Annotated in this window: 19 protein-coding genes; 15 read left to right on the top strand and 4 right to left on the bottom strand. The window is 66.6% G+C overall.

Features of this window, described 5'->3' with window-relative positions:
• Positions 1–45: 45 nt before the first annotated feature.
• A complete protein-coding gene (locus tag GC150_05650; GenBank protein ID MBI1384375.1) occupies positions 46–1,233 on the bottom strand; it encodes a hypothetical protein in 1,188 nt (395 codons plus the stop codon).
• A 331-nt stretch (positions 1,234–1,564) separates the two neighbouring features.
• A complete protein-coding gene (locus GC150_05645) occupies positions 1,565–1,870 on the bottom strand; it encodes a hypothetical protein (GenBank protein MBI1384374.1) in 306 nt (101 codons plus the stop codon).
• Between the two features lie 80 nt (positions 1,871–1,950).
• Between GC150_05645 and GC150_05640 the strand changes: the two genes are divergently transcribed.
• From GC150_05640 to GC150_05610, 7 genes are all read left to right on the top strand, one after another.
• Complete coding sequence (locus tag GC150_05640; GenBank protein ID MBI1384373.1) at positions 1,951–2,595, top strand: methyltransferase; 645 nt, start codon at positions 1,951–1,953, stop codon at positions 2,593–2,595.
• 237 nt (positions 2,596–2,832) lie between these two features.
• Positions 2,833–3,405, top strand: a complete 573-nt coding sequence (locus GC150_05635; GenBank protein MBI1384372.1) for a hypothetical protein — start codon at positions 2,833–2,835, stop codon at positions 3,403–3,405.
• Positions 3,406–3,408: 3 nt separating this feature from the next.
• Positions 3,409–3,726 (top strand): Rieske 2Fe-2S domain-containing protein, encoded by a 318-nt coding sequence (locus GC150_05630; GenBank protein ID MBI1384371.1) that lies wholly within the window; start codon positions 3,409–3,411, stop codon positions 3,724–3,726.
• A gap of 123 nt (positions 3,727–3,849) precedes the next feature.
• A complete protein-coding gene (locus tag GC150_05625) occupies positions 3,850–4,374 on the top strand; it encodes an arsenate reductase (azurin) small subunit (GenBank protein ID MBI1384370.1) in 525 nt (174 codons plus the stop codon).
• Positions 4,375–4,389: 15 nt separating this feature from the next.
• The gene (locus tag GC150_05620) at positions 4,390–6,879 is read left to right on the top strand and encodes an arsenate reductase (azurin) large subunit (GenBank protein MBI1384369.1); all 2,490 of its coding nucleotides are present in this window, start codon (positions 4,390–4,392) and stop codon (positions 6,877–6,879) included.
• Positions 6,876–7,898, top strand: coding sequence for a hypothetical protein (locus GC150_05615; protein ID MBI1384368.1), 1,023 nt, complete (start codon positions 6,876–6,878; stop codon positions 7,896–7,898). The genes GC150_05620 and GC150_05615 overlap by 4 nt, the downstream gene beginning before the upstream one ends.
• Entirely contained in the window at positions 7,895–8,764 is an 870-nt protein-coding gene (locus GC150_05610; GenBank protein ID MBI1384367.1) for an MIP family channel protein, read from the top strand. Before GC150_05615 ends, GC150_05610 begins: the two co-directional genes overlap by 4 nt.
• A 61-nt stretch (positions 8,765–8,825) precedes the next feature.
• On the opposite strand, the gene GC150_05605 is transcribed toward GC150_05610, so the two are convergent.
• The gene (locus tag GC150_05605; GenBank protein MBI1384366.1) at positions 8,826–9,818 is read right to left on the bottom strand and encodes a LysR family transcriptional regulator; all 993 of its coding nucleotides are present in this window, start codon (positions 9,816–9,818) and stop codon (positions 8,826–8,828) included.
• Positions 9,819–9,954: 136 nt separating this feature from the next.
• Here GC150_05605 and GC150_05600 point away from each other — a divergent pair, with 136 nt between their 5' ends.
• The 8 genes from GC150_05600 to GC150_05565 all read left to right on the top strand — a co-directional run bounded on the left by GC150_05600 (position 9,955) and on the right by GC150_05565 (position 18,923).
• Positions 9,955–11,658, top strand: coding sequence for an AMP-binding protein (locus tag GC150_05600; GenBank protein ID MBI1384365.1), 1,704 nt, complete (start codon positions 9,955–9,957; stop codon positions 11,656–11,658).
• 72 nt (positions 11,659–11,730) lie between these two features.
• Positions 11,731–12,759 (top strand): hypothetical protein, encoded by a 1,029-nt coding sequence (locus GC150_05595; GenBank protein ID MBI1384364.1) that lies wholly within the window; start codon positions 11,731–11,733, stop codon positions 12,757–12,759.
• A 137-nt stretch (positions 12,760–12,896) separates the two neighbouring features.
• A complete protein-coding gene (locus GC150_05590) occupies positions 12,897–13,400 on the top strand; it encodes a TRAP transporter small permease subunit (GenBank protein ID MBI1384363.1) in 504 nt (167 codons plus the stop codon).
• A gap of 6 nt (positions 13,401–13,406) precedes the next feature.
• Positions 13,407–14,723: a TRAP transporter large permease subunit gene (locus tag GC150_05585; protein ID MBI1384362.1), complete on the top strand. Its 1,317-nt coding sequence runs from the start codon at positions 13,407–13,409 to the stop codon at positions 14,721–14,723.
• Positions 14,724–14,726: 3 nt separating this feature from the next.
• Entirely contained in the window at positions 14,727–16,427 is a 1,701-nt protein-coding gene (locus GC150_05580) for an AMP-binding protein (protein MBI1384361.1), read from the top strand.
• Entirely contained in the window at positions 16,424–17,605 is a 1,182-nt protein-coding gene (locus tag GC150_05575; GenBank protein MBI1384360.1) for a hypothetical protein, read from the top strand. The genes GC150_05580 and GC150_05575 overlap by 4 nt, the downstream gene beginning before the upstream one ends.
• A 20-nt stretch (positions 17,606–17,625) precedes the next feature.
• Positions 17,626–18,057 carry a hypothetical protein gene (locus GC150_05570; protein MBI1384359.1) on the top strand — a complete coding sequence of 144 codons (432 nt, stop codon included), beginning with the start codon at positions 17,626–17,628 and terminating at the stop codon, positions 18,055–18,057.
• A 173-nt stretch (positions 18,058–18,230) separates the two neighbouring features.
• A complete protein-coding gene (locus GC150_05565) occupies positions 18,231–18,923 on the top strand; it encodes a hypothetical protein (GenBank protein ID MBI1384358.1) in 693 nt (230 codons plus the stop codon).
• A gap of 51 nt (positions 18,924–18,974) precedes the next feature.
• On the opposite strand, the gene GC150_05560 is transcribed toward GC150_05565, so the two are convergent.
• Positions 18,975–20,288 (bottom strand): MFS transporter, encoded by a 1,314-nt coding sequence (locus tag GC150_05560; protein MBI1384357.1) that lies wholly within the window; start codon positions 20,286–20,288, stop codon positions 18,975–18,977.
• Positions 20,289–20,334: the final 46 nt, after the last annotated feature.

Raw genomic sequence — 20,334 nt, 5'->3', positions numbered from 1 at the left:
CACTTCCTTGCTTTCGATCTCACTTGGTATCGCCGGGGGCCGCGCTCAGTTGAGCGGGTACTTCCCATACGTGCCGAAGTCGCGCTGGGCTTCCAGCATCGTGTAGATGTTCTGGATCGGAACGTCGGCGAGGATGTAGTGCGAGGGCGAGAAGATGTAGCCGCTGCCGACGGCGAGGTTCTTCATGCACTCGAGCACGCCCTTGCGTACGTCCTCGACCTGGCCACGGGGCAGCAGGCGCTGCACGTCGAAGCCGCCGATGAGGGCGATGTCGCCGCCGAACTTCTTCTTGATGCCGACCTGGTCCTTGAGGCCGCCGGTCGGCTGCATGAGGCCGGCGAGATCGAAACCGAGTTCCACCATGTCCGGGAGCACCGGAGAATAATCTCCGCACGAATGCGACTTGATGAAGAGTTCCGAGTTCGTCTTGCGGAACTCCTTCAGCATGTAGTCGAGCCGCGGCTTGGCAAGCTCACGCCACTGCTTGGGCGAGATCATCATCGACTGCTGGGCGCCGATGTCGTCACCGATGCGGATCATATCGACCCCCATCTTAATGGCGTTCTTGCCGAGTTCGGTATAGTAGTGCGTCAGGCCGTCGAGCACGCCCTCGATCAGCTCCGGCTCGTCGAACAGGTAGAGGAAGAAATTCTGCGTGCCCATGATGTGGGCGTAGGCCGCCTCGATCAGCGACGACGAAAGATCGACGATGATGAAGTAGTCCTTGCCGTACTGCTCGACGAGGCTCGCGATCGGGGCGAGGATGTCCTTGTCGTTCGGGTCCGGCCACGTGTAGGCCTTCAACTCGTCCATGTTCTTGACGGGGTGGACCTTGGGGAAGTTCTCCGGCACGACCTTGGCGGGTCCCCAAAACTCCTGCGTCTTGGAGAAAATTTCCTGCTCTTCCTTGGTGCGCCCCTCGAGGCCGGACTTGCCGTAGCCGACGCCGAAGTGGTTGAACCAAGTCTCGCCGATCTCGATGTGACGGTGCGAGAAGTCGGCGTTGATGCCGATCTGGTAGATGATGGCGTCGTTGCCCAGCCTCAGCTCGAGCTCCGGATTGTGCTTGCGACCGGTCGCGGCGTTCGTGATGCCGTAGACGCGGGCCAGCTTCTCCTTGGCTTCGTGCTTCATGCGATAGAGGAGTGGCACCCTATCGATCGGCTCGCGACGAAGCGCACGGATGAAGCGTTCGCGCGGGAGTAGCTCTTTCATCCCAGATCCCTTCTGCATATTCAGAATATATTTTGCGTATACGCCGGCACGGTGGCGCACGCAAGCCGCGTCAGGGCACTGTTCCCCGTCGCCGCTGGCGCTCCCCCCTTGCGCCCGTTGCAAGGGGTCGCTCCGGGGATTCTCAGGTCCGGGTCGAAGTTCGTGCGCACCGTGATCGGCTCTGGAAGGACCGACCGGCGTTCACGACCTCACCGTCGCGCGCGAGCGGCTGGGCCGGTCGCTATGCCGGCCCGAAGGCAATCCTTGGCCGTCTGACGATGCTGCGCGCAGCGGCAGGGCGGGAGCGGGCAGTCGGGCCTTCAGCGCCGGCTGCCACCTGGCCGGCCGGTCAGCTGCCCTTCTTCATCTCCTGGGAGATTCGGATGCCCTCGCTCTTGTAGTGCTCGTAGCGCGCCTCGATCTCTGCGGCGAGTGATTTGGCGGCCTCCTCGGGCGTGCCGGGGCGCTCGATCGCCGGCTCCTTGCGCCATTCCATCAGGTAGTCGTCGGTGCCATCGAGGCCGCGGCGCATCGCGACCATGTCGATCAGTTCCTGGAAGCGTTCGGAAAGCTGGATCTTGTGGGTGCCGCTGGAGTCCTTTGCCTCGACAACCGACGGCACTTCCTGCCAGCACAGAACCACGCACTTCGCCATTGTTGGGTCTCCTCCAGCCTCGGTCGGTATCGCTTCGTCGCCATATAGAGGCTGCGCCACGGCAAAGAAAGGTGCGCGAAATGTCGCCTCCCCTCAGCGACGAGATCATTGCCGCGACGGTTGCCGGCCACGGCGAGCTGGTGCCGGAGGTGGTGTTGCGGTTGGCCGCACACGATGAGGCGTTCGAGACATTCAGGGCGCGCGCAGGGCGTGCCGGCGTGGGGGTGCCCTATTGGGCGCGGGCCTGGCCCGGGGGGCAGGCGCTGGCGCGGCTGGTTCTCGACCGACCGGAGCTGGTCGCCGGCCGGACGGTGGTCGATGTCGGGGCGGGCAGCGGGCTGGCGGCGATCGCGGCGTGCCTGGCGGGAGCCGATGACGTGACGGCGGTCGATCGCGACCCGTTCGCCGGGCTGGCTTGCGACATCAACGCGGCGGCAAACGGCGTCAGCCTCACCCGGCGAACCGCGGACCTCTGCGATCTGGACGTGGCGGCGGGCAGCGTGCTGCTGGCGGGTGACCTCTGGTATGATCGGCTCGAGGCGCTGCGCGTCACGGCGTGGTTGCGCCATCGGGCGCGGAGCGGCGTCGTGGTGCTCTGCGGCGACTGCCGGCGGAGCCACTTCCCGCGCGAGAGCATGGTGGCACTCGCCAGCTACGAGATCGCGGGCGACGAGGCCTTCGAGCGTGGTGGCCGGATCGCTTGCGGCGTCTGGTCGATGAGCTGAGGCCACCGAGTGGATGCATACCCCCGTTGCCGACCGGACGGCCGGAAAGCGGCCAGCGTGTCGGGCCGGCCAGTTGACAGTCGTGGGGTGAAAGGAAACTCTGTCGGCGCTGTCGCGTCGGATGCCGGGCGTGGTGGGTTCGCCCACCAGCGTTCGCGCGTCCGGTCCCTGGCTCCGCGACAAAGGCTTCAATTGACCCGCTCGAAGAGCCCAGCAGACCAGAGTTGGAGAGATCGCATGGTCGCGTGGAAACGCTTTCCCGTCCCCGAGTACGCCTACGAGCAGTTCAGGGATATGAGCTACACGGCGCCCAGCCTGATCGATGCGGGTGCCGTCAAGGCCCTCGCCGATCGGGCCAAGGGGGGCGACGCGGCCGCCTGTGGGGGGCACGCGACGTCGATGGGATCGGACATCGCGTCCAAGCTCGGCTTTTCGGGTGAGCACGTCCATGCCATCGCCTGCGTGGTGCCGGCCGGCGGCGCGCACCTCCTCGCTCGCTCGCACGCCTGGCGGATCCAGCGCGCCGTTCTGCTCGAGGGTGGAGACGCCCGCAAGCCGCTCGCCGATTGGCGCACGCCGCGTCCGATGAATACCCGCCTCGGGCCCGACAACGGTATCGAGATCCCCGGCGGCTGCCACCTCCTGCTGCTCGGCCACAAGTTCGCCGATGGCTGGATCGCGAGCCGCACGATCGTGCAGAACGGTCTCGACACAGGAAATGGTCGCAAGGGCTTTCGCGTGCTCGCGAACTCCGACGACGAGATCGACGATTTCCACGACATGTCGCTCACGTTCGATTGGAAGGTGTGAGGCATGGCAGAAGGGAGTTGGCACAAGGTCGCCGATCTCGATGAGATCGGCGAAAACGAATGTCGCACGGTCAAGGCCGGTGGCAAGCTCGTTGCTCTGGCACGCACGGGCGACGGATATCATGCCCTAGACAACCGCTGTCTGCACGTCGGCGGACCGCTTGGTCAGGGCGCGATCGAGGACGGTTACATCGTCTGTCCCTGGCACGGTCGTGAGTACGATCTCAAGACCGGTGTCTGCCCCAATATCGACGAGCGCATAGCGGTCTACGCCGTGGAAACGCGTGGCGACGGTATTTATGTCTTGATATCCGAGGGGTGATTCCCCTACGCCTGGGGCGCCGGGCGGTCGGGATTTCGGTGCCGTCGGACCTGCAAATGGCGACAATCGCCGCGGCGGCGTCCGCTCTCGGAGGCGGCGGCGCGCGCGTCAGAGGGGAAAAAGATGGCGGATGATAAATCGACGTCTCGGGGAGCCGGCGCGGCTGCGGGCATCGGGCGCCGCAGTTTCCTCAAGGCCGGTGCGTTCGGGCTGGCGGCCGGGCTCGGTGCCGCCGCCGCGCGACCGGGCGCAGCCGCGAACCCGACGTTTCCGGTGACCGAGATCGCGGCGATCGCCGATCTCGAGGTCGGCGCGGAGGTGGTTTTCGAATATCCGGACGAGAACTCGCCCGCCGTGCTCCTGAGGCTCGCGGGGCCCGCCGAAGGCGGTGTCGGTCCCAACGAGAGTATCGTCGCCTATTCGCTGCTCTGCACTCACAAGGGCTGCCCCGTGCAGTTCCTCGCAGATCGCCAGATGCTGATCTGTCCCTGTCATTTCTCGAGCTTCGATGCCGCCAAGTCCGGGCGTATCGTCATCGGTCAGGCAACCGAAGCGCTGCCGCAGATCAGCCTCAAGGTCCAGGACGGCAAAGTCCAGGCCGTCGGTGTCAAAGGGCTGATCTACGGGCGCCACACCAATATCCTCTAGGAGAAGGTGAAGCCGATGTCCTCGAGCCGTATTCCTCCGCGCGACGCCGAGGTCTACGCGACGGCATGCCAGTTCTGCATCGTCGGTTGCGGTTATAAGGTCTACAAATGGCCGGCCGGCCGCGATGGCGGAACGGCCCCGGGCGACAATGCTTTCGGCGTGGACCTCGCGGAGCAGCAACCGGCCGACGGTGTGTGGGTTTCGCCGTCGATGCACAACGTCATCACCGAGCGGGACGGCAACCGCTATTCGGTCGCGATCGTCGCCGACAAGGAATGCGTCGTCAACGCGGGCCTCGCCTCGGTGCGCGGAGGCTCACTCGCCTCGACGCTCTATACCGCAGACGGTCCGACGCGCTCGCGCCTGACCACGCCGCTGATCCGCGAGGGCGACACGCATCAGGTGATCGGCTGGACGGAAGCCGTGGCGCTCGGCGCGCGCGTGATCAAGGCGTGCATCGACCGCTGGGGTCCGGATTCGGTCGGCATGAAGTTCTTCGACCATGGCGGCGGCGGTGGCGGCTTCGAGAACAACTGGGCCATCGGGCGCTTCTTCTTCGACGGTGTCGGCACGCGCACGGCCGCCATTCACAATCGTCCTGCCTACAACTCGGAAGTCCACGCGGCCGGTGATGCGGGTGTCGCGCCGCTGACCAACGGCTATCTGGACGCCGAGCTGGCCGATACGATCCTCATCGTGGGCGCCAACCCTTACGAGGCGCAGACGAATTATTTCCTCAACCACATGATGAGGAACCTCTCTGGCGAATCGGTGCCGCTGAAGCGCTCCTCGTTCGGGGATGCGGACGCCGAGGCCGGGCGCATGATCATCGTCGATCCGCGCCGCACGATCTCCGTCGCGAGCGCCGAGATCGTCGGGGGAGCCGAACAGGTCCTGCACCTCAGGCTCGAGCCTGGAACGGACATCTGGCTGCTCAACGCGATCGGCCGCGTCATCGCCGAGCGCCGTTGGCACGATTCGACCTTCATCGGCGCGCACTGCGAGGTGCAGACGTTCGAAGCCTACCAGCGTAACAGCCTCATGGTGGATCGGCCGATCGCCGACGTGCTGGCGGAGGCGGTGCGCATCACGGGCGTTGCCGAGGCCGACATCGTCAAGGCAGCCGAATGGATCGCAAAGCCACGCAAGGCGGGCCGGCGGGCGCGCGCTCTGCTGCACTATGAAAAGGGCCTCATCTGGGGGCTGAAGAACTACGAGAATATCGCCGCCATCGTCGATCTCGCGCTGCTCACGGGCAACGTCGGGCGGCCAGGGACGGGCGTCTCGCGCCTCGGCGGGCACCAGGAAGCCTATGTGCGGCCGCCTTATCCGGGAAGCCGGCCGGCGCTGAACGTCGACGAAGCCGTGCGCCGCGGCGATGCCAAGGTGTTCTGGATCGGCGGCTGCAATCCGGTGCTGACGACACTGCGGGCAGAAGCCATGGAGGGCGCGCTCAAGGAGCGGGGCAAACCCGTCGCCGATGCGCTGGCCGCGACCCGGGGGCTCGATGTCGACCAGCGCGCCGAGGCGGTGGTCGAGGCGCTCAAGAACGGCGGCACGCTCGTCCTCGTTCAGGACATCTACATGACCGCGTCGGCGAACCATGCGCATCTCGTGCTGCCGGCCGCCCAGTGGGGGGAGATGAATCTCACCTCGATCAACGGTGAGCGCCGTCTGCGGCTGCACCAGCGCTTCATGGATCCGCCCGGTGAGGCGATGGCCGACTGGCGGATCCTGGCGACCTTCGCCCGCGAATTGCGGCAACTCTACCTCACGGAGGGTGACACCGCGCTCGCCAACCGGTTCCGCGACTTCGACTGGGAGACGGACGAGGCGGTCTTCATCGACGCGCGCCATACCTTCAAGGGCGACGGCAGTGACCCGATGGAGGGATATGCCGGCGTCGATTATGCCATGCTTCGAGACCTCGGCACCAACGGGCTGCAGACCCCGACACGGGTCATCGACGGTCAAGTCGTCGGCAGTGTGCGCATGCACGAGCACGGCCGCTTCTCGACGCCATCGGGAAAGGCGCGCTTCATACCTGCGTCGCCGCCTTGGGAGGGATATGCCGCAAAGGTCGCCAAGCAGCGCGAGCGCTATCGCTTCTGGATCAACAACGGGCGCTCGAACCACCTCTGGCAGACGATGTACCACCACCGCCATCTGCCATTCTACAACGAGCGCTCGCCGCTGCCGTACGTCGAAATGCATCCAGAGGATGCGAGCGAACTCGGGATCACGGCCGGCGATCTCATCGAGCTGGCCAACGACATGGGGAACGTACAGGCCCTCGCCTATCCGACCGACGCGGTCAAACGGGGGCACGCGTTCATGGTGTTCGGTCAGCCGCGCGGGGCGGCGGGCGATCTCATCAGCGACCACGTGGACCCGGCGACGACGATCCCCTACTACAAGGGGGTGTGGGCGGACATTCGCCGCGTCGGGCGGATCCCCGAACTGATCAAGACCGTTTCCTTCCTTCCTCAGAACGTGGCCGGATGAGAATGCGCGCAAGGCTCGAAACCGGCCTGTTCATGCTCGTTGCGTTGGCTGGCGTCATTGCCGGCGCGGCCATGCTCGCCGTCCCCGACCCCCACGGCGCCGCGTTCGGGCAGAGCGCGATCCGCCAGATCGAACCCGGCGCCAAGCTTGCCGGCGCCAACCTCATCAACGCAAATCTCGCGGGGCGCAATCTCGAGGGGGTCGATCTCAGGGGCGCCAACCTGACGGGGGCGAACCTTGCCGGCGCCAACCTGCGTAACGCGGATCTGCGCGAAGCCCGGCTGCGGCGGGCAACGGCGCTCGGGGCGAATTTCTCCGGCGCCAACCTCGGCAATGCCGATCTGACGCTGGCCAACCTGGTGGGGGCGGACCTCACCGGCGCAATCATGCTGCTTGCCGACCTGTCGGGCGCGACCATGCGGGGCGTGAAGGCCGAGGGGGTCCTGCTCGGCGGAGCGGTCATGCGCAAGGTGGACGCACGCAACGCCAACTTCACGAAGGCCTGGCTGGCTGGTGCCGAGATCAGCCAGGCCGACCTCAGTGGCGCGATCCTCGTTGGCGCGGGGGCCGGTTCGCCGGAGCCGGGCCAGGATCGACCGCGACCGGCCCGGTTCAAGGGGACGCGGTTCGTCGGCGCCGATCTTTCGCAGGCCAATCTCATCGGCTGCGACATGCGTGAGGCGATCCTCGATGGTGCCCGCCTCGTCGGTGCCCGGCTCAATCATGTCGATCTCACCCGAGGCCATGCCAAGGGTGCCGACTTCAGCCAGAGCAACCTCTCACTCGCCCGCCTCTATGCCGCGAGGCTCGATGGCGCGCGCTTCGGGGAGGCGGATTTGACACTGGCACTGCTCGCGGGTGCAAGCCTCGAGGGGGCCGATCTGCGCAAGAGCCGGCTCAGGCAGACGGACATGAGTGCCGCGCGGCTCGCTGGCGCGCAATTCGACGCGAGCGCCTCCGAGCATATCCTCATCGCGCGGGCACGCGACGTGCCACCGCAACTCGAGAGCCAGAAATGAATCAGAGAACCGAAACGTCTGCCGAAAGCCGCGTCGAGGCCCCGGCACCCGCCCTTCCGCCGCTCGCCGGGGCGATCACCGGCGAGTTCATCGGCACCTTCATTCTCGTCTTCTTCGGGGTCGGCTCGGTCATGGCGGCGGTCGCGACCGGCGCGCAGATGGGCCTCTGGCAGGTGGCGGTGGTCTGGTTCATCGGCGTCAGTCTCGCCATCTACATCACGGCCGGGCTCTCGGGGGCACACATCAACCCGGCGATCACGCTGGCGGCCTCGGTCTACGACAGGTTTCCGCTCCGCCGCGTTCCACTCTACTGGCTGGCGCAGCTTGCCGGCGCGATGGTCGCCGCGCTCGTGCTCTATGCGATGTTCGCCGAGGCGATCGTCGAGTTCGAGGCGCGGCGCGGGCTGCTGCGCGGTGGACCATCGAGCGAGCTTTCGGCGATGGTGTTCGGGGAATATTTTCCCAATCCCGCCGTCTATGGAACCGCCGAGGACGCCTGGCGCATCGTTTCTCTCGAGAGGGCGTTCCTGGCGGAGATGGTCGGCACGGCGATGCTGGCGTTCGTCGTCTTCTCGCTGACCAGTTCGCACAATCCCTCTCGCCCGCCGGACGGAGCGATCGCGGTGGTCATCGGGCTCTGCGTCGCGGCCATCATCTCGGTCGTGGCCCCATTGACACAGGCCGGTCTCAACCCGGCCCGCGATCTCGGGCCGCGCATCGTCAGCTATTTCCTCGGCTGGGGGACGATTGCCATTCCGGGTCCGCGTGGGGGCTGGCTGAGCGTCTACGTCGCCGCGCCGCTGCTCGGCGCGCTGATCGGGGCGGGACTGCAGCGCTTCGTCGTCTGGCTGCGCACGCGCTCCTGAGGGGCGTGGGCTCGGGGCCGTGAACTCTGGAACGGGTATTCGAACCAGAGGGCCGGCCGCCTCAACCGTGCTGCCGGCGTTTCGCGCCCCGCGAACGCGTTATGGGGCGGCCCGAAGCCTTGCGCGATCTCGCCCGGGTTGGCGGTGACGGTATCTCCAGCGTTGGCGCCGGATCGAAGTTGCTGACCTCGACGGCAAGGCGCGCGACGGCTGCCGCAAGCGGTGCGGTGGATCGCCGCGGGAAGGCGACGAAGTATTCGAGCGCTGCGATCGTCGGCGTCGTTTCGACGATGTGAAGGCGACCGGAGCCGACCATCTCCCGGGTCTGCAGAACCGACAGATAGCTGATGCCGAGGCCGGCCAGGACCATCTGGGTCACCACGCTGAGGCTGTTGCAGACGTCGATGCGGCGCAACTGCGCGCTGCCGCGCGCGAACCACTCCTCGAGCAGCTTGTGGAGGTTGGAGCGGTTCGAAAGCGTGATGATCGGCCAGGCGGCGAGGTCCTTCGGCGTGATGGGGCCGGCGGGCACGCCCAGCGACGGGCTCGCCATCCAGGCAAAGGGGGCGCTGCCGACGGAGTGGAGTTCAAGACTGCTGTCGGCGATCGGCCCCGGCAGGATCGCGACATCGAGGCCGCCGGCGGCGAGCTTTTCGCTCAACGACAGCGTGAGGTCGACGTCGAGCTCGATGCGGACCTTGGGATACGTCTCGTTGAGGCGTGAGACGAGCGCGTTGAGCCAGGTGACGGCGACCAATTCAGCAACGCCGATCCGGATGCGACCAGCGATCAGGCGGGGATCGGAGAGGTCATAGCGGATGCGGCCGACGTGGCGGATGAGTTCCTCGGCCTCGAGGAAGAGCGATTCCCCGCTCGGGGTCAGCGCGATGCCGCGGCTGTCGCGCTCGAAGACCCGTGCGCCGAGCAGATGCTCGAGCTGGCGGATGCGGGCGGAGATCGCGGGCTGGGTCGCATTGAGATGGCGGGCCGCGGCCGAGAAGCCACCGAGGCGGGCCACCCAATAGAACGTCTCGAGCTGGATGAGCGTGAACATGATAAATCCTCGTTATGAGGCTCGATAGAAATTTGTCGTTTGTCAATATGTGCCGGGATGTCATATCGTCGAGGCTCGAGCCAGGAGCGCCCCGTCAGAGGGCAGCGTGATCGAGGGTGGAGGGCGAACGTCCGGAATGGCGAACAGCGCCGAAAAATTGTCGTCGCCTCCTGCGATCCGGGACGTCAATGCCTGCCGCGGGCTCGACCTTTCCTATGAGGACATCCGGCGCCGTTACGTGGTCGAGACGCCGAGGGAATACAATCTCGCGACCGACACGGTGACACGGCGGGCCAAGGGCCGTGACGGGGGGCAGATCGCCCTCGTCGTCGACCGGCCGGACCGGGCCAGCGCCCGATACACTTTCGCCGAACTCGACCTCCTCTCGGACCGATTCGCGCAATTTCTTTCCTTGCGTGGCGTGCGACGGGGCGATGTCGTGATCGTCTATGCGGGCCAGGGGCTCGCCGCGGCCGTGGCACCGCTCGCCATCTACAAGCTCGGGGCGATCAGCGCGCCACTCTCCCTTCTCTATGGCCCGCGCACGATCGAGCATGTGATAGGCGACAGCGGCGCGAAAGTGATGGTGAGCGAGGCGGACGCTCTCGAGGGGCTCGAGGCCGGCGGCGTCGGACTGCAACAGATTTCGACGCTCGTGGTCGACGGGCAATCGGGTCGGGCGACGCACAGGTTCGAGGAGACCATCGCGGACGGGATCGAGCGCCGTGCGCCGGAGACGACGCGCGCCGAGGACCCGGCGCTCCTGCTTTATACCTCCGGGTCCACGGGGCTGCCGAAAGGCATCCTGCACGCGCACCGGTTCCTCACCGGATATTTCTCCTCCGTGTCGCTCTTTTACGAACTCGACATGGCCAGCCCCGGCATGCGCCTCTGGACGCCGTCCGACTGGTCGTGGATCGCCGGCATCGTCAACGTGATGCTGACGGGCTGGCATTTCGGGCACACGGTCGTGGCGGGGCAGGGCCGGTTCACACCGGAGTGGGCCTTCGACTTCCTCGAGCGAAACCGGGTGACGCACTGCTTCCTGACGCCGACGGCGCTGAAGCGTATGGCGCAAATGGACGAGCCGCGACGTCGCTGGCCGGAGCTGGCGCTGCGGGCCATAGGCACGGGCGGCGAGCCGCTGCCGAGCGCGGTGCTGGATTGGTTCGCCCGCGAGCTGGACCTGCCGGTCAACGAGTTCTACGGCCTCACCGAGGTCAACCACCTCGTCGGCAACAGCAGCGGCCTCTTTCCCGTGCGGCCCGGCTCCATGGGCAAGGCCTATCCCGGCCATCGCATCGAGATGCTGGACGAGGCGGGCCGGCCGGTCGCCGACGGCACGCTTGGAGAGATCGCCGCGCACGAGAGCGATCCGACGCTCTTTCTGGGCTATTGGGGTCAGCCCGAGCGAACCGCCGCGATGCGGACCGGGGAATGGGTGCGTACGGGTGATTTCGGCGTTCGCGACGAGGACGGCTACTTCTGGTATCACGGGCGCAACGACGACCTCATAAAGAGCGCGGGCTACCGGATCGGGCCGGCCGAGGTCGAGGACTGCCTCGTGCGCCATCCGGACGTCGCCGAGGCGGCGGTCATCGGGCGAGCGGACAGTGAGCGCGGGCAGGTGGTGGTCGCGTATGTCCGGTGCCGCGAGGGGATCGTCGGGGACGCGCGGTTGCGCGAAGCCCTGCAACGCCACGTCAAGACCGAACTTGCGGTCTACAAGTACCCGCGCGACATTGTGTTCGTCGACGGGTTTCCGACCACGTCGACCGGTAAGATCAGTCGCAAGGAGCTGAGGCTTCTCGAAGAATCCAAGCCCGCCGCTGGTGGGTGAGGAGGAGCCGCCGGCGCGTTGCCGGCGATTGTCAACAACAACAAGAACAAACCGAACAATCAGGAGGAATGAATGAGGAAACTGCGATTGCTGGCCTCGACGCTCGCCGCCGGTCTGGTGGTGGCGGGGCTCGCGACCTCGGCGTGGGCGAAGACGACGCTGCGGCTCAACTCCCAATGGCCGGCCACGACGGCCGGCTCCAAGGTGGACCAGTGGTTCGCCGACGAAATCGCCAAGCGCACGAACGGTGAGATCGAAATCAAGATCTTCTGGTCGGAGGCACTCGGCAAGGCCAAGGAAAATCTCGGCCTGATGAGCAGCGGCGCCATCGAGATGGCGGCGATGTCGGCGGGCTACTTCCCGACCGAGCTGCCGTTGCACGCGGCGCCGAACTCGATCCCGATGGCGGTCGAGACGGTGGAGCAGGCCAGCACGCTGATGACGCGGCTGGCCGCCGAAGTGCCGGGCTTCCGCGAGGAAGGGCAGGCGAACGGCGTGCGCGCGCTCTTTTTCCACCATCTGAACCCGTACCTGCTCGTCTCCAAGGAGCCGATCACGACGGTGGCGCAGATGGAAGGCAAGAAGATGCGCACGTGGGGCACCGACATGCCGCGCATGGTCGAGGCCGCAAAGGGTGTGCCGGTGACGCTCTCGCTGCCGGAAATCTACGAGTCGCTCAGCCGCGGCGTCGTGGATACCGCTCCCTTCTCCGTCGACCTCGTGATGAACTACAAGATCTTCGAGGTGGCCAAGCACGTCAGCGAAGTCACGCTCTGGCTTGGGCCGAGCTGGGGTGTCTGGATCTCTGAGCAGGCCTGGCAGAAGCTGACGCCCGAGCAGCAGAAGGTCTTCGAGGAAGTGGCCAACGAGGCGCGCGTGCGCGACATGGAGGCAACGCTCGCCGCCGAGAAGACGGCGCGTGAGGCGCTCGCCGCACAGGGTGTCACCTTCCACGAGTTCCCCGCCGAGGAGAAGAAGAAGTGGAAGGCCGCACTGCCGGACTTCTTTGCCGACCTGATCGCCAAGCTGGCGGCCAAGGGCAAGGCGGCCGATGCCGAGCAGGCGGTCGCGATCTGGCGTGAGGTGGTTCCGGCCAACTGACGCGACAGAGGAAAGAGGCTCCGGGCAACGGCCGTCGGCCCTGCCCGGAGCTTGGCGCCGAGAGGGGCCGGAATGGGTCCTTCGAGCGGGCTTAGCCAGCGCGCCGGCCCCGATCAGCGAACGAGGGAGGCAGACGCGTGGGACTGACCAGGCTGCTCCGGCCTATCAATGCGGCTGCCGCGATCGTCGCGGGGCTCTGCATTCTCGCCATGACCATCATCGGGGCGGCCGACGTGTTCGGCATTTTCGTCCTGAAGCGTCCCATCCCCGGGGCCTTCGAATTCACCGAAATCCTCATGGTCGCAAGCATCTTCCTTGCGCTCGCGATGGCGCAGGCGAACCGCCAGCACGTCAGCGTCGAAGTGCTGCAGAAGGTGCTGCCGGCCGGAATCAAGCGGCTCTCCTGGCGCTTGAATTGTCTCCTCACGCTGGCGTTCTTCGTGCTGATGTCGTGGATCGCCTGGAAGGTCGCCGCCAACAGCTTCATGATCGGGGAGTTCAGCTCCGGTCTCATCCAGGTGCCGGTCTGGCCTGCGCGGGTGGCGCTCGCGGTCGGAACGACGCTGATCAGCCTGCAGGCGCTCGCCGGCCTTCTCGAGCCGGATGAGGCGATCGCCCCGACCATCGCCAAGGAAAGCTGACGCGGCATGGATGCGAACACCATCGCATATCTCTCCATCGGGGCGCTGTTCGTCTTCCTGCTGGCCGGCGTGCCGGTCGGTATCGCGCTGGGCGTGGTCGGTGTCGCGGGGATGTATTTCGCCGTCGGCGAGGCCTTCGTGCTCGGCCAGGTGGCGTCGCTGCCCTATTCGGTCACCAGCAACTATGCCTATGCGGTGCTGCCGCTGTTCGTGCTGATGGGCATCCTGGCGGAAAAGGCGGGCATCACCGAGGAGGTCTTTCGCGCGGCGGACGTCTGGCTGCGCCGGGTTCGCGGCGGGCTCTATCAGGCCGTCATCGTCGGCTCGGCGGTTTTTGCCGCCATTTCGGGCTCGACGATGGTCAATGCCGTCGTGTTCACGCGGATCGCCTATCCCGAAATGCTCAAGATGGGCTACTCGCGCAGCCTCTCGATCGGCTCGATCGCCGCCTCGGGCAGCTTTGCGGCGATGATCCCGCCCTCCATCACCATGGTGATCTATGCGATCATCACGGAGCAGTCGGTCGGCCGGCTGCTGATCGCCGGCATCGTTCCGGGTATCCTGACGGCGATCGTCTACATGATCGGGATCGCGGTCATCGTACGGATCAATCCCTCCGTCGCCCCGCTCGCGGGCGTGCGGACGAGCTGGCGCGACCGCTTCCTGGCGCTGCGATGGCTCTGGGGCATCGCATTCCTCGTCACGCTGGTGCTCGGGGGGATCTATGCCGGCGTGTTTCCGCCCTCGGCCGCGGGCGCGGTCGGTGCCGCGGGGGCGCTGCTCTTCGCCATGCTGCGGCTCGGGCAGCGTTTCTTTCCATCGCTCTTGCCGGCGCTGCGCGATGCGGCGTCGATCAGCTGCGTCATCTTCCTCATCCTCATCGGGGGGCTGCTGTTCTCGCGCATGCTGGTGGTCTCGGGCGTCATCGACGAACTGGTGACGCTGATCACGACGTTCGCGAGCACGCCGCTTCGCTTTCTGATCCTGGTCAGCGTGCTCTACCTCGTGCTCGGGTGTTTCCTCGACACGACGTCGATGATGGTGGTGACGCTGCCATTCGTCTTTCCGGTCGTCCAGCAACTCGGGATCGATCCGATCTGGTTCGGTATCGTGCTGGTCAAGCTGATCGAGATTTCGGTGATCACGCCGCCGGTCGGGCTCAATCTCTTCGCCGTGATGGGGGCGGTCGATTCGGGAACGAATTTCGGTCACGTGGTGAGGGGCGTTCTGCCGTTCATCGCGCTGGAACTGATCGTTCTGGCGCTCCTCATCATGTATCCCGAGCTATCACTTTGGCTGCCGCAACAAATGATGAGCAATTGAGCCATGGGTATGCAGGTTCAGGGTTCCGATAATAATGCTCTCTCGCGCGCGGGCTTTCGGGTGGACGCCGGGCGCGGTACAGCGCGGATCGAAATTCCGGCGCACGCCAACATCGCGGCCGACACCGTCGGCAAGCATGCCGCCGGGCCACGGCGGGACCACCTCGCCCTCGTGATCGACAACGACGACGGCGGCCCGATCGAGCGCTGGACGTATGGTCAGCTCGACGAGGCCGCAGGGCGGCTCGCGCGTGGTCTCGCCCGGCTCGGTGTCACGCGCGGCCAGCCGGTCGCCGTTCACACCGGCCAGAGTGTCGAGACCGCGATCGCGCATCTCGCCATCTACCGGCTCGGGGCCGTCGTCGTAACCCTCTCGGAACTCTATGGTCCCGAAACGGTGCGTCACGCGCTCGGTGATTGCGGCGCGCGGTTCGTCATCACGCGGGCCGAGACGTGGGCGCCCAATGCCGAGGTCGCGGCGGGGCTCGCGCAGCCGCTGCGGGCGATATGGTGTGGCACGGTGCCGATCGCGGGAGGAATATCTCTGGCGGACGTCATGGCGGGGGACGGTCCGGTGCCATCGCCCGTCGCGACCCGCGCGGACGAGCCGGCCCTGCTCATGTACACCTCCGGCTCCACGGGGCTGCCCAAGGGTCTGTTGCACGGCCACCGCATCCTGCACGCCTACATGCCGACCATTTCCCTCTTCTTCAACCTTGAACTCGACGAGGAGGGGCTGGTCTTCTGGACGCCGGCCGACTGGGCCTGGGTCGGGGGGCTGCTCGACCTGCTGCTGCCGGCCTGGTGGTGCGGCCATACGGTCATCGCCAGCAGGCACCGCTACGAGGCGGAATGGGCGTTCTCGTTCATGGACCGGCACGCGGTCACACACGCGTTCATCACGCCGACCGGCCTAAAACGACTGGCGGAGGTCGCGGACCCGCGCCAGCGCCACGCGCTGAAGGTGCGGACCATATGCACAGGGGGCGAAAGCCTTCCTGGCGAGATCGTGCGCTGGTGCAACGAAGCGCTCGGAGCGGTGTGCAACGAGTTCTATGGTCTGACCGAGTTCAACCATCTGGTCGGCAACTGCGCGGCGCTCTATCCGGCGCGGCAGGGCTCGATGGGCAAGGCTTATCCGGGGCACGGCACGACGCTGGTCGACGAGGAGGGCAACGAGGTCGGGCCCGGTCAGACGGGGGAAATCGTCGCGCCGGTCGACGATCCGACGCTGTTCCTCGGCTACTGGGGGCAGCCGGGCATTCCGGAAGGGTTGAGGCTGGGGCGCTGGCTTCGGACCCGCGACCTCGCGCGGCGCGACGAGGATGGTTACTACTGGTATCAGGGCCGGGGCGACGATCTCATCAAGAGCGCGGGCTATCGGATCGGCCCGGCGGAAGTGGAGGATTGCCTTGTGCGTCATCCGGCGGTGGCGGAGGCCGCGGTGGTGGCGAGCCCCGATGCCGAGCGTGGCGCCGTGGTCAAGGCGTTCGTGCGCCTCGTGGCCGGGGCAAGAGCGGGCGAGGCGCTGACGCGGGAACTGCAAGAGCACGTCAAGCGGAACCTCGCGGCATACAAATATCCGCGCCGGATCGAATACGTGGATTCCTTTCCCCTCACGAGTTCGGGCAAGATCCGCCGCGGAGAGCTTCGGCGCCTCGAGTACGAGGGGCAGGCAGGGGGCGGCAAGGCACCGACGGCATGATGCTCGACGTCGTCGTCCTCGGCAGCGCGATGACGCCATTCCGCCGGAGTGCCGACGGGTCCAGCGCGCGCGACTGGGTGAGGGCGGTGGCCAGGTCCGCGCTCGATGATGCCGGGCTGACGATGGCGGCGATCGACGCGGTGGTGGTGGCGAGCGAAAGCGACCATCTTTCCCTCCAGCTCTCGGCCGGCGCGCTGATGAACGACGAGATCGGCGGTGTGCCGCGGCCGGTGATGCGGATCGAAGCGGGCGGGGCGAGCGGCGCGATGGCCGTGCGGGCCGGCGTCATGCACATCGCCTCGGGGCTCGCCGACCGTGTGCTGGTGGTCGGGTTCGAGCACGCCGCCTCGCACCTTTCCGGGGCGGATGTGCGGTTCCTCTACGGGCTCTCGTTCGACGCGGACCTCGAGGGGTTCGCGGGGGCGGATGCGACCAGCCTCTATGCCCTCTCGGCTGGAGCCTTCCTCGAGAGAAGCGGGCTCGATGAGCGAGATCTGGCGAGCGTTTCGGTCAAGAATCACGGCAACGCGCGCTTCAACCCCGATGCCCACAAGCCGATGGCGATCACCATCGACGACGTGCTCGCCTCGCCGCCGGTCGCGGCCCCCTACAAGCGGCTCGACTGCAGCCTCATCAGCGACGGGGCGGCGGCGGTGGTGCTGGCGTGTGGCGCGACCTCGCCAACAGGTGTGCGCCCGCGCGTCGCCATCACCGCGTCGGGCGCGGCCAGCGATCACGTGCGGCTCGGGGATCGCGCCGACATCGCGCAGTTCGCGGGCAAGGCGGCAGCAGCAGCCGCCGCCTACCGCATGGCGGGCATCGCGGATCCGGGCGCGCAGATCGATATCGTGGAATGCTATGACGCATATACCGGTGCCGAATTGCAGGGCCTCGTCGCACTCGGACTCGCCGAGGAGGCGGGCCTTGCCGCCGACATCGCGGCGGGGCGCTTCGAGCGCGGCGGGCCGCTGCCGGTCAACCTCTCCGGCGGCCTCATCGGCCAGGGCGGCGCACCGGGAGCGGTCGGCATCGCGCAAGTGCACACGCTGACCCGATTGCTGCAGGGGCGCTATCATGATGGCCTGCAGCCGGCCCGGCGCTTGCGGCGCGGGATCGCCGATGCGCACGGCGGGGTGGCGACGGTGAATGTCGTGCATGTCCTCGAGTGTATCGACTGAGGGCGAAGGAAAGGACGACGATGTCGGCGGGCCGGACATGCGAGATTTCCATCGCCATGCATTACAGCCACCCGCTCGGCGCGCTCGGCCCCTATTTCGAGGGCCTCGAACGGGGCATTGCGATGGCCAGCCGGTGTGCGGCCTGCGGCAGGGTCTGGTTCGCGCCGCGCCTCGTTTGCACCTGTGGAAGCGAAGCCGGGGTGTGGATTACCCTCTCCGGTCTCGGGCGCATCACCGCGCTCACGTCGGCTTCACCGACCCTGCCGATCAGCGGGCGAACGGGGAACTGGCAAATCGGTCTCATCGCCATGGACGGCGCGCACAACGTCGTCCTCGGGCGGATCGAGGCGGAGATGGAACCGCTCGTCGTCGGCGATGCCGTGCGCCTTTTGCGCGACGACGGACCGCTCGCCCATCCGGTGCAGGCGGCGATCTTCCGGACCGTTCGCTGAAGATTGCGGGCGCGGGGAGCGATCCGCGCGCGGCCGGACCGGTCTGGTGATCCCAAGGTCGTTGCCGCATCTCTCGGCATGGGCAATGCGTCTGGCGCACGTCCTCGCTGGTGTACCTGGCGTCGCGGCACCTATATTGGTGATTGTCCGAAAGGCGCGAGGGAGGCGAGATCATGTACGGGCCCAATGCTGCACTCTACGTCGATTGGCGCCAGTCGCTGAAATCGGATCCACCTTACGCGCTCTATTTCTTCAAGAATCGTCAGTACATCCGCTGGGACGTCGACAACGAGCGGCTCTATGAAGGCTATCCGCGCGAGATCTCCCAGGGCTGGCCGGGGTTGATGGAGGCGGTGCCGGGCGGTGTGCTCGAGGGGGCGATCCACGTGCCCGAATGGGGCAATCGCGCGTTCTTCTTCTTCAAAGGGGAAAAGCGCGTCGTCGCCTGGGACATCGGAAAGAACCGGATCGTCGAGGAGGCGCTCGAGCTTTCGACGGTGCTGCCCAGCCGGCTGATCGAGGACGGCCATTTCACCCCTCTCTTCGTCGACTATGGCGATGCCCGCCGCATCTACGCGTTCCGTGGCGACGAGTACACGCGCTGGACGGTGGAGGGAGCGAATTTCCCGGCCGCCGAGGATCGCGGCTATCCGCGCAAGATCGGGGACGGGTGGACCGGCGGTCTGGTCATTGCCCCGACGTGCGCGGTAAGCGTCAATTGGACGCGGCGCAGCGCGGCGCTCAACAACCGCAAGAATTATTTCTTTCTCGGCGATCTCTACGTTCGCTGGGACGTCAAGACGCACAGCCGCAACTACAAGCTCGACGTGCCGTCCGGCTGGAAAGGGTGGCCCGACTTCGAGTGAGGGGCCTTGCGGCGTCAGGCGGCAGCGATCGGGCGCCGTTCTGCTTGCGGTTCATTGGGCAGCCGGTGTTTCCTCCGGGTCGTCCTGGTCGCGCCCCGACAAGAGGCCCTTGGTGGCCACCGGTGTCGAGGTCGGGGTCACCTGCACGACGCCGGCCTGGCGGGTGCGCTGGCGCACCGGACCGAGTAGAATGCGCACCAGCGAAAAGATCAAAACGGACGCGAAGGCGGCTGCGTGGAACTGCATGAAGGCTTGGGTTCCGGCCATTTCCATGACGGTTCCGGCTGCCAGAGGTCCCGCCGTCGAGCCGATTCCATAGATCAGGAAGAGCTTGCTCGAGGCGGACAGCGTCTGTTCGCGCGGGATCTGATCGTTGGCGTGGGCGAGGGCAATCGAGCGGGTCGGGATGGCGAGGGTGCCGTAGAGCGCAAAGAGCGCGATCAGCCACCAAACGTCGGTCAGCGCCAGCGAGGCCGCCAAGGCGGCCAGCGCCGCAAGACCGCTCACCACCAACAACAGCGCGCGCCGGTCGACCAGGTCCGAGAGCTGGCCGAGAGGATATTGCAGGAGCGTGACCCCGAGGGTCGGCAGTGCCATCATCAACGAAATCAGCGCCACCGAGAGACCGAGCGCCGAACCGTAGACCGCACCGAGACCGAAGAACGCGCTCTGGGCGATGCCGTTGACGAACATCGTCGCGGCCGCCAGCGGCGAGGCGCGCACGACGGTCGCGAGGGAAAGCGGCTTGGCGAGTGCGACGCTCGGCGCCTCGACGCGGATGAGTGTGATCGGCACGAGCGCGAAGGACAGGATCACGGAGGCGACGATGAAACGGGTGAGGCCGGAAGTGTCGTCGATCGCGAGCAGGAACTGACCGAGCCCCATCATGCTGTAGGTAACGACCATGTAGACGGCGAGGACGCGGCCACGGTTGGCATTGCTCGTGGCGGCGTTGAGCCAGGCTTCGCAAATGATGTAGAGCCCGGCGGTGCAGACACCGGTGAGGACGCGCAGGGCGAACCACCAGTTCGGGTCCGCGATCAGCGGCACCAGCAACGCCGCCGACGAGGCGATCGAAGCATAGGCCGCAAAGACGCGAATGTAGCCGACACGGTCGACCAGTGAGAGCGTCAGCCAGGAGCCGATGAGCAACCCGACCGGGTAGCCCGTCGCGACGTAGCCAATCTCGAGACTGGTGAAATTGGCGCGCACGGCGCTGACGCCGATCAGCGAGCCCTGGAGACCGGTGGCGAGCGCGAGCAGGGCAATGCAAAGCAGCAGAACCGCGATGCTGACGGTGCCGGATGTCGCCTGCGTCGTGGCGGCCGTGGCGTCGCTGCCCTGCATTCGGATGCTCCGCACCATGCGAACGGTCGCCGCGATGTCGCCCGAGGCCGCGCGGGCCTCAGCC

It is taken from the genome of Hyphomicrobiales bacterium (genome assembly GCA_016125495.1).
GTDB lineage: Bacteria > Pseudomonadota > Alphaproteobacteria > Rhizobiales > RI-29 > RI-29.
This window is presented reverse-complemented; position numbering and strand designations above follow the sequence as displayed.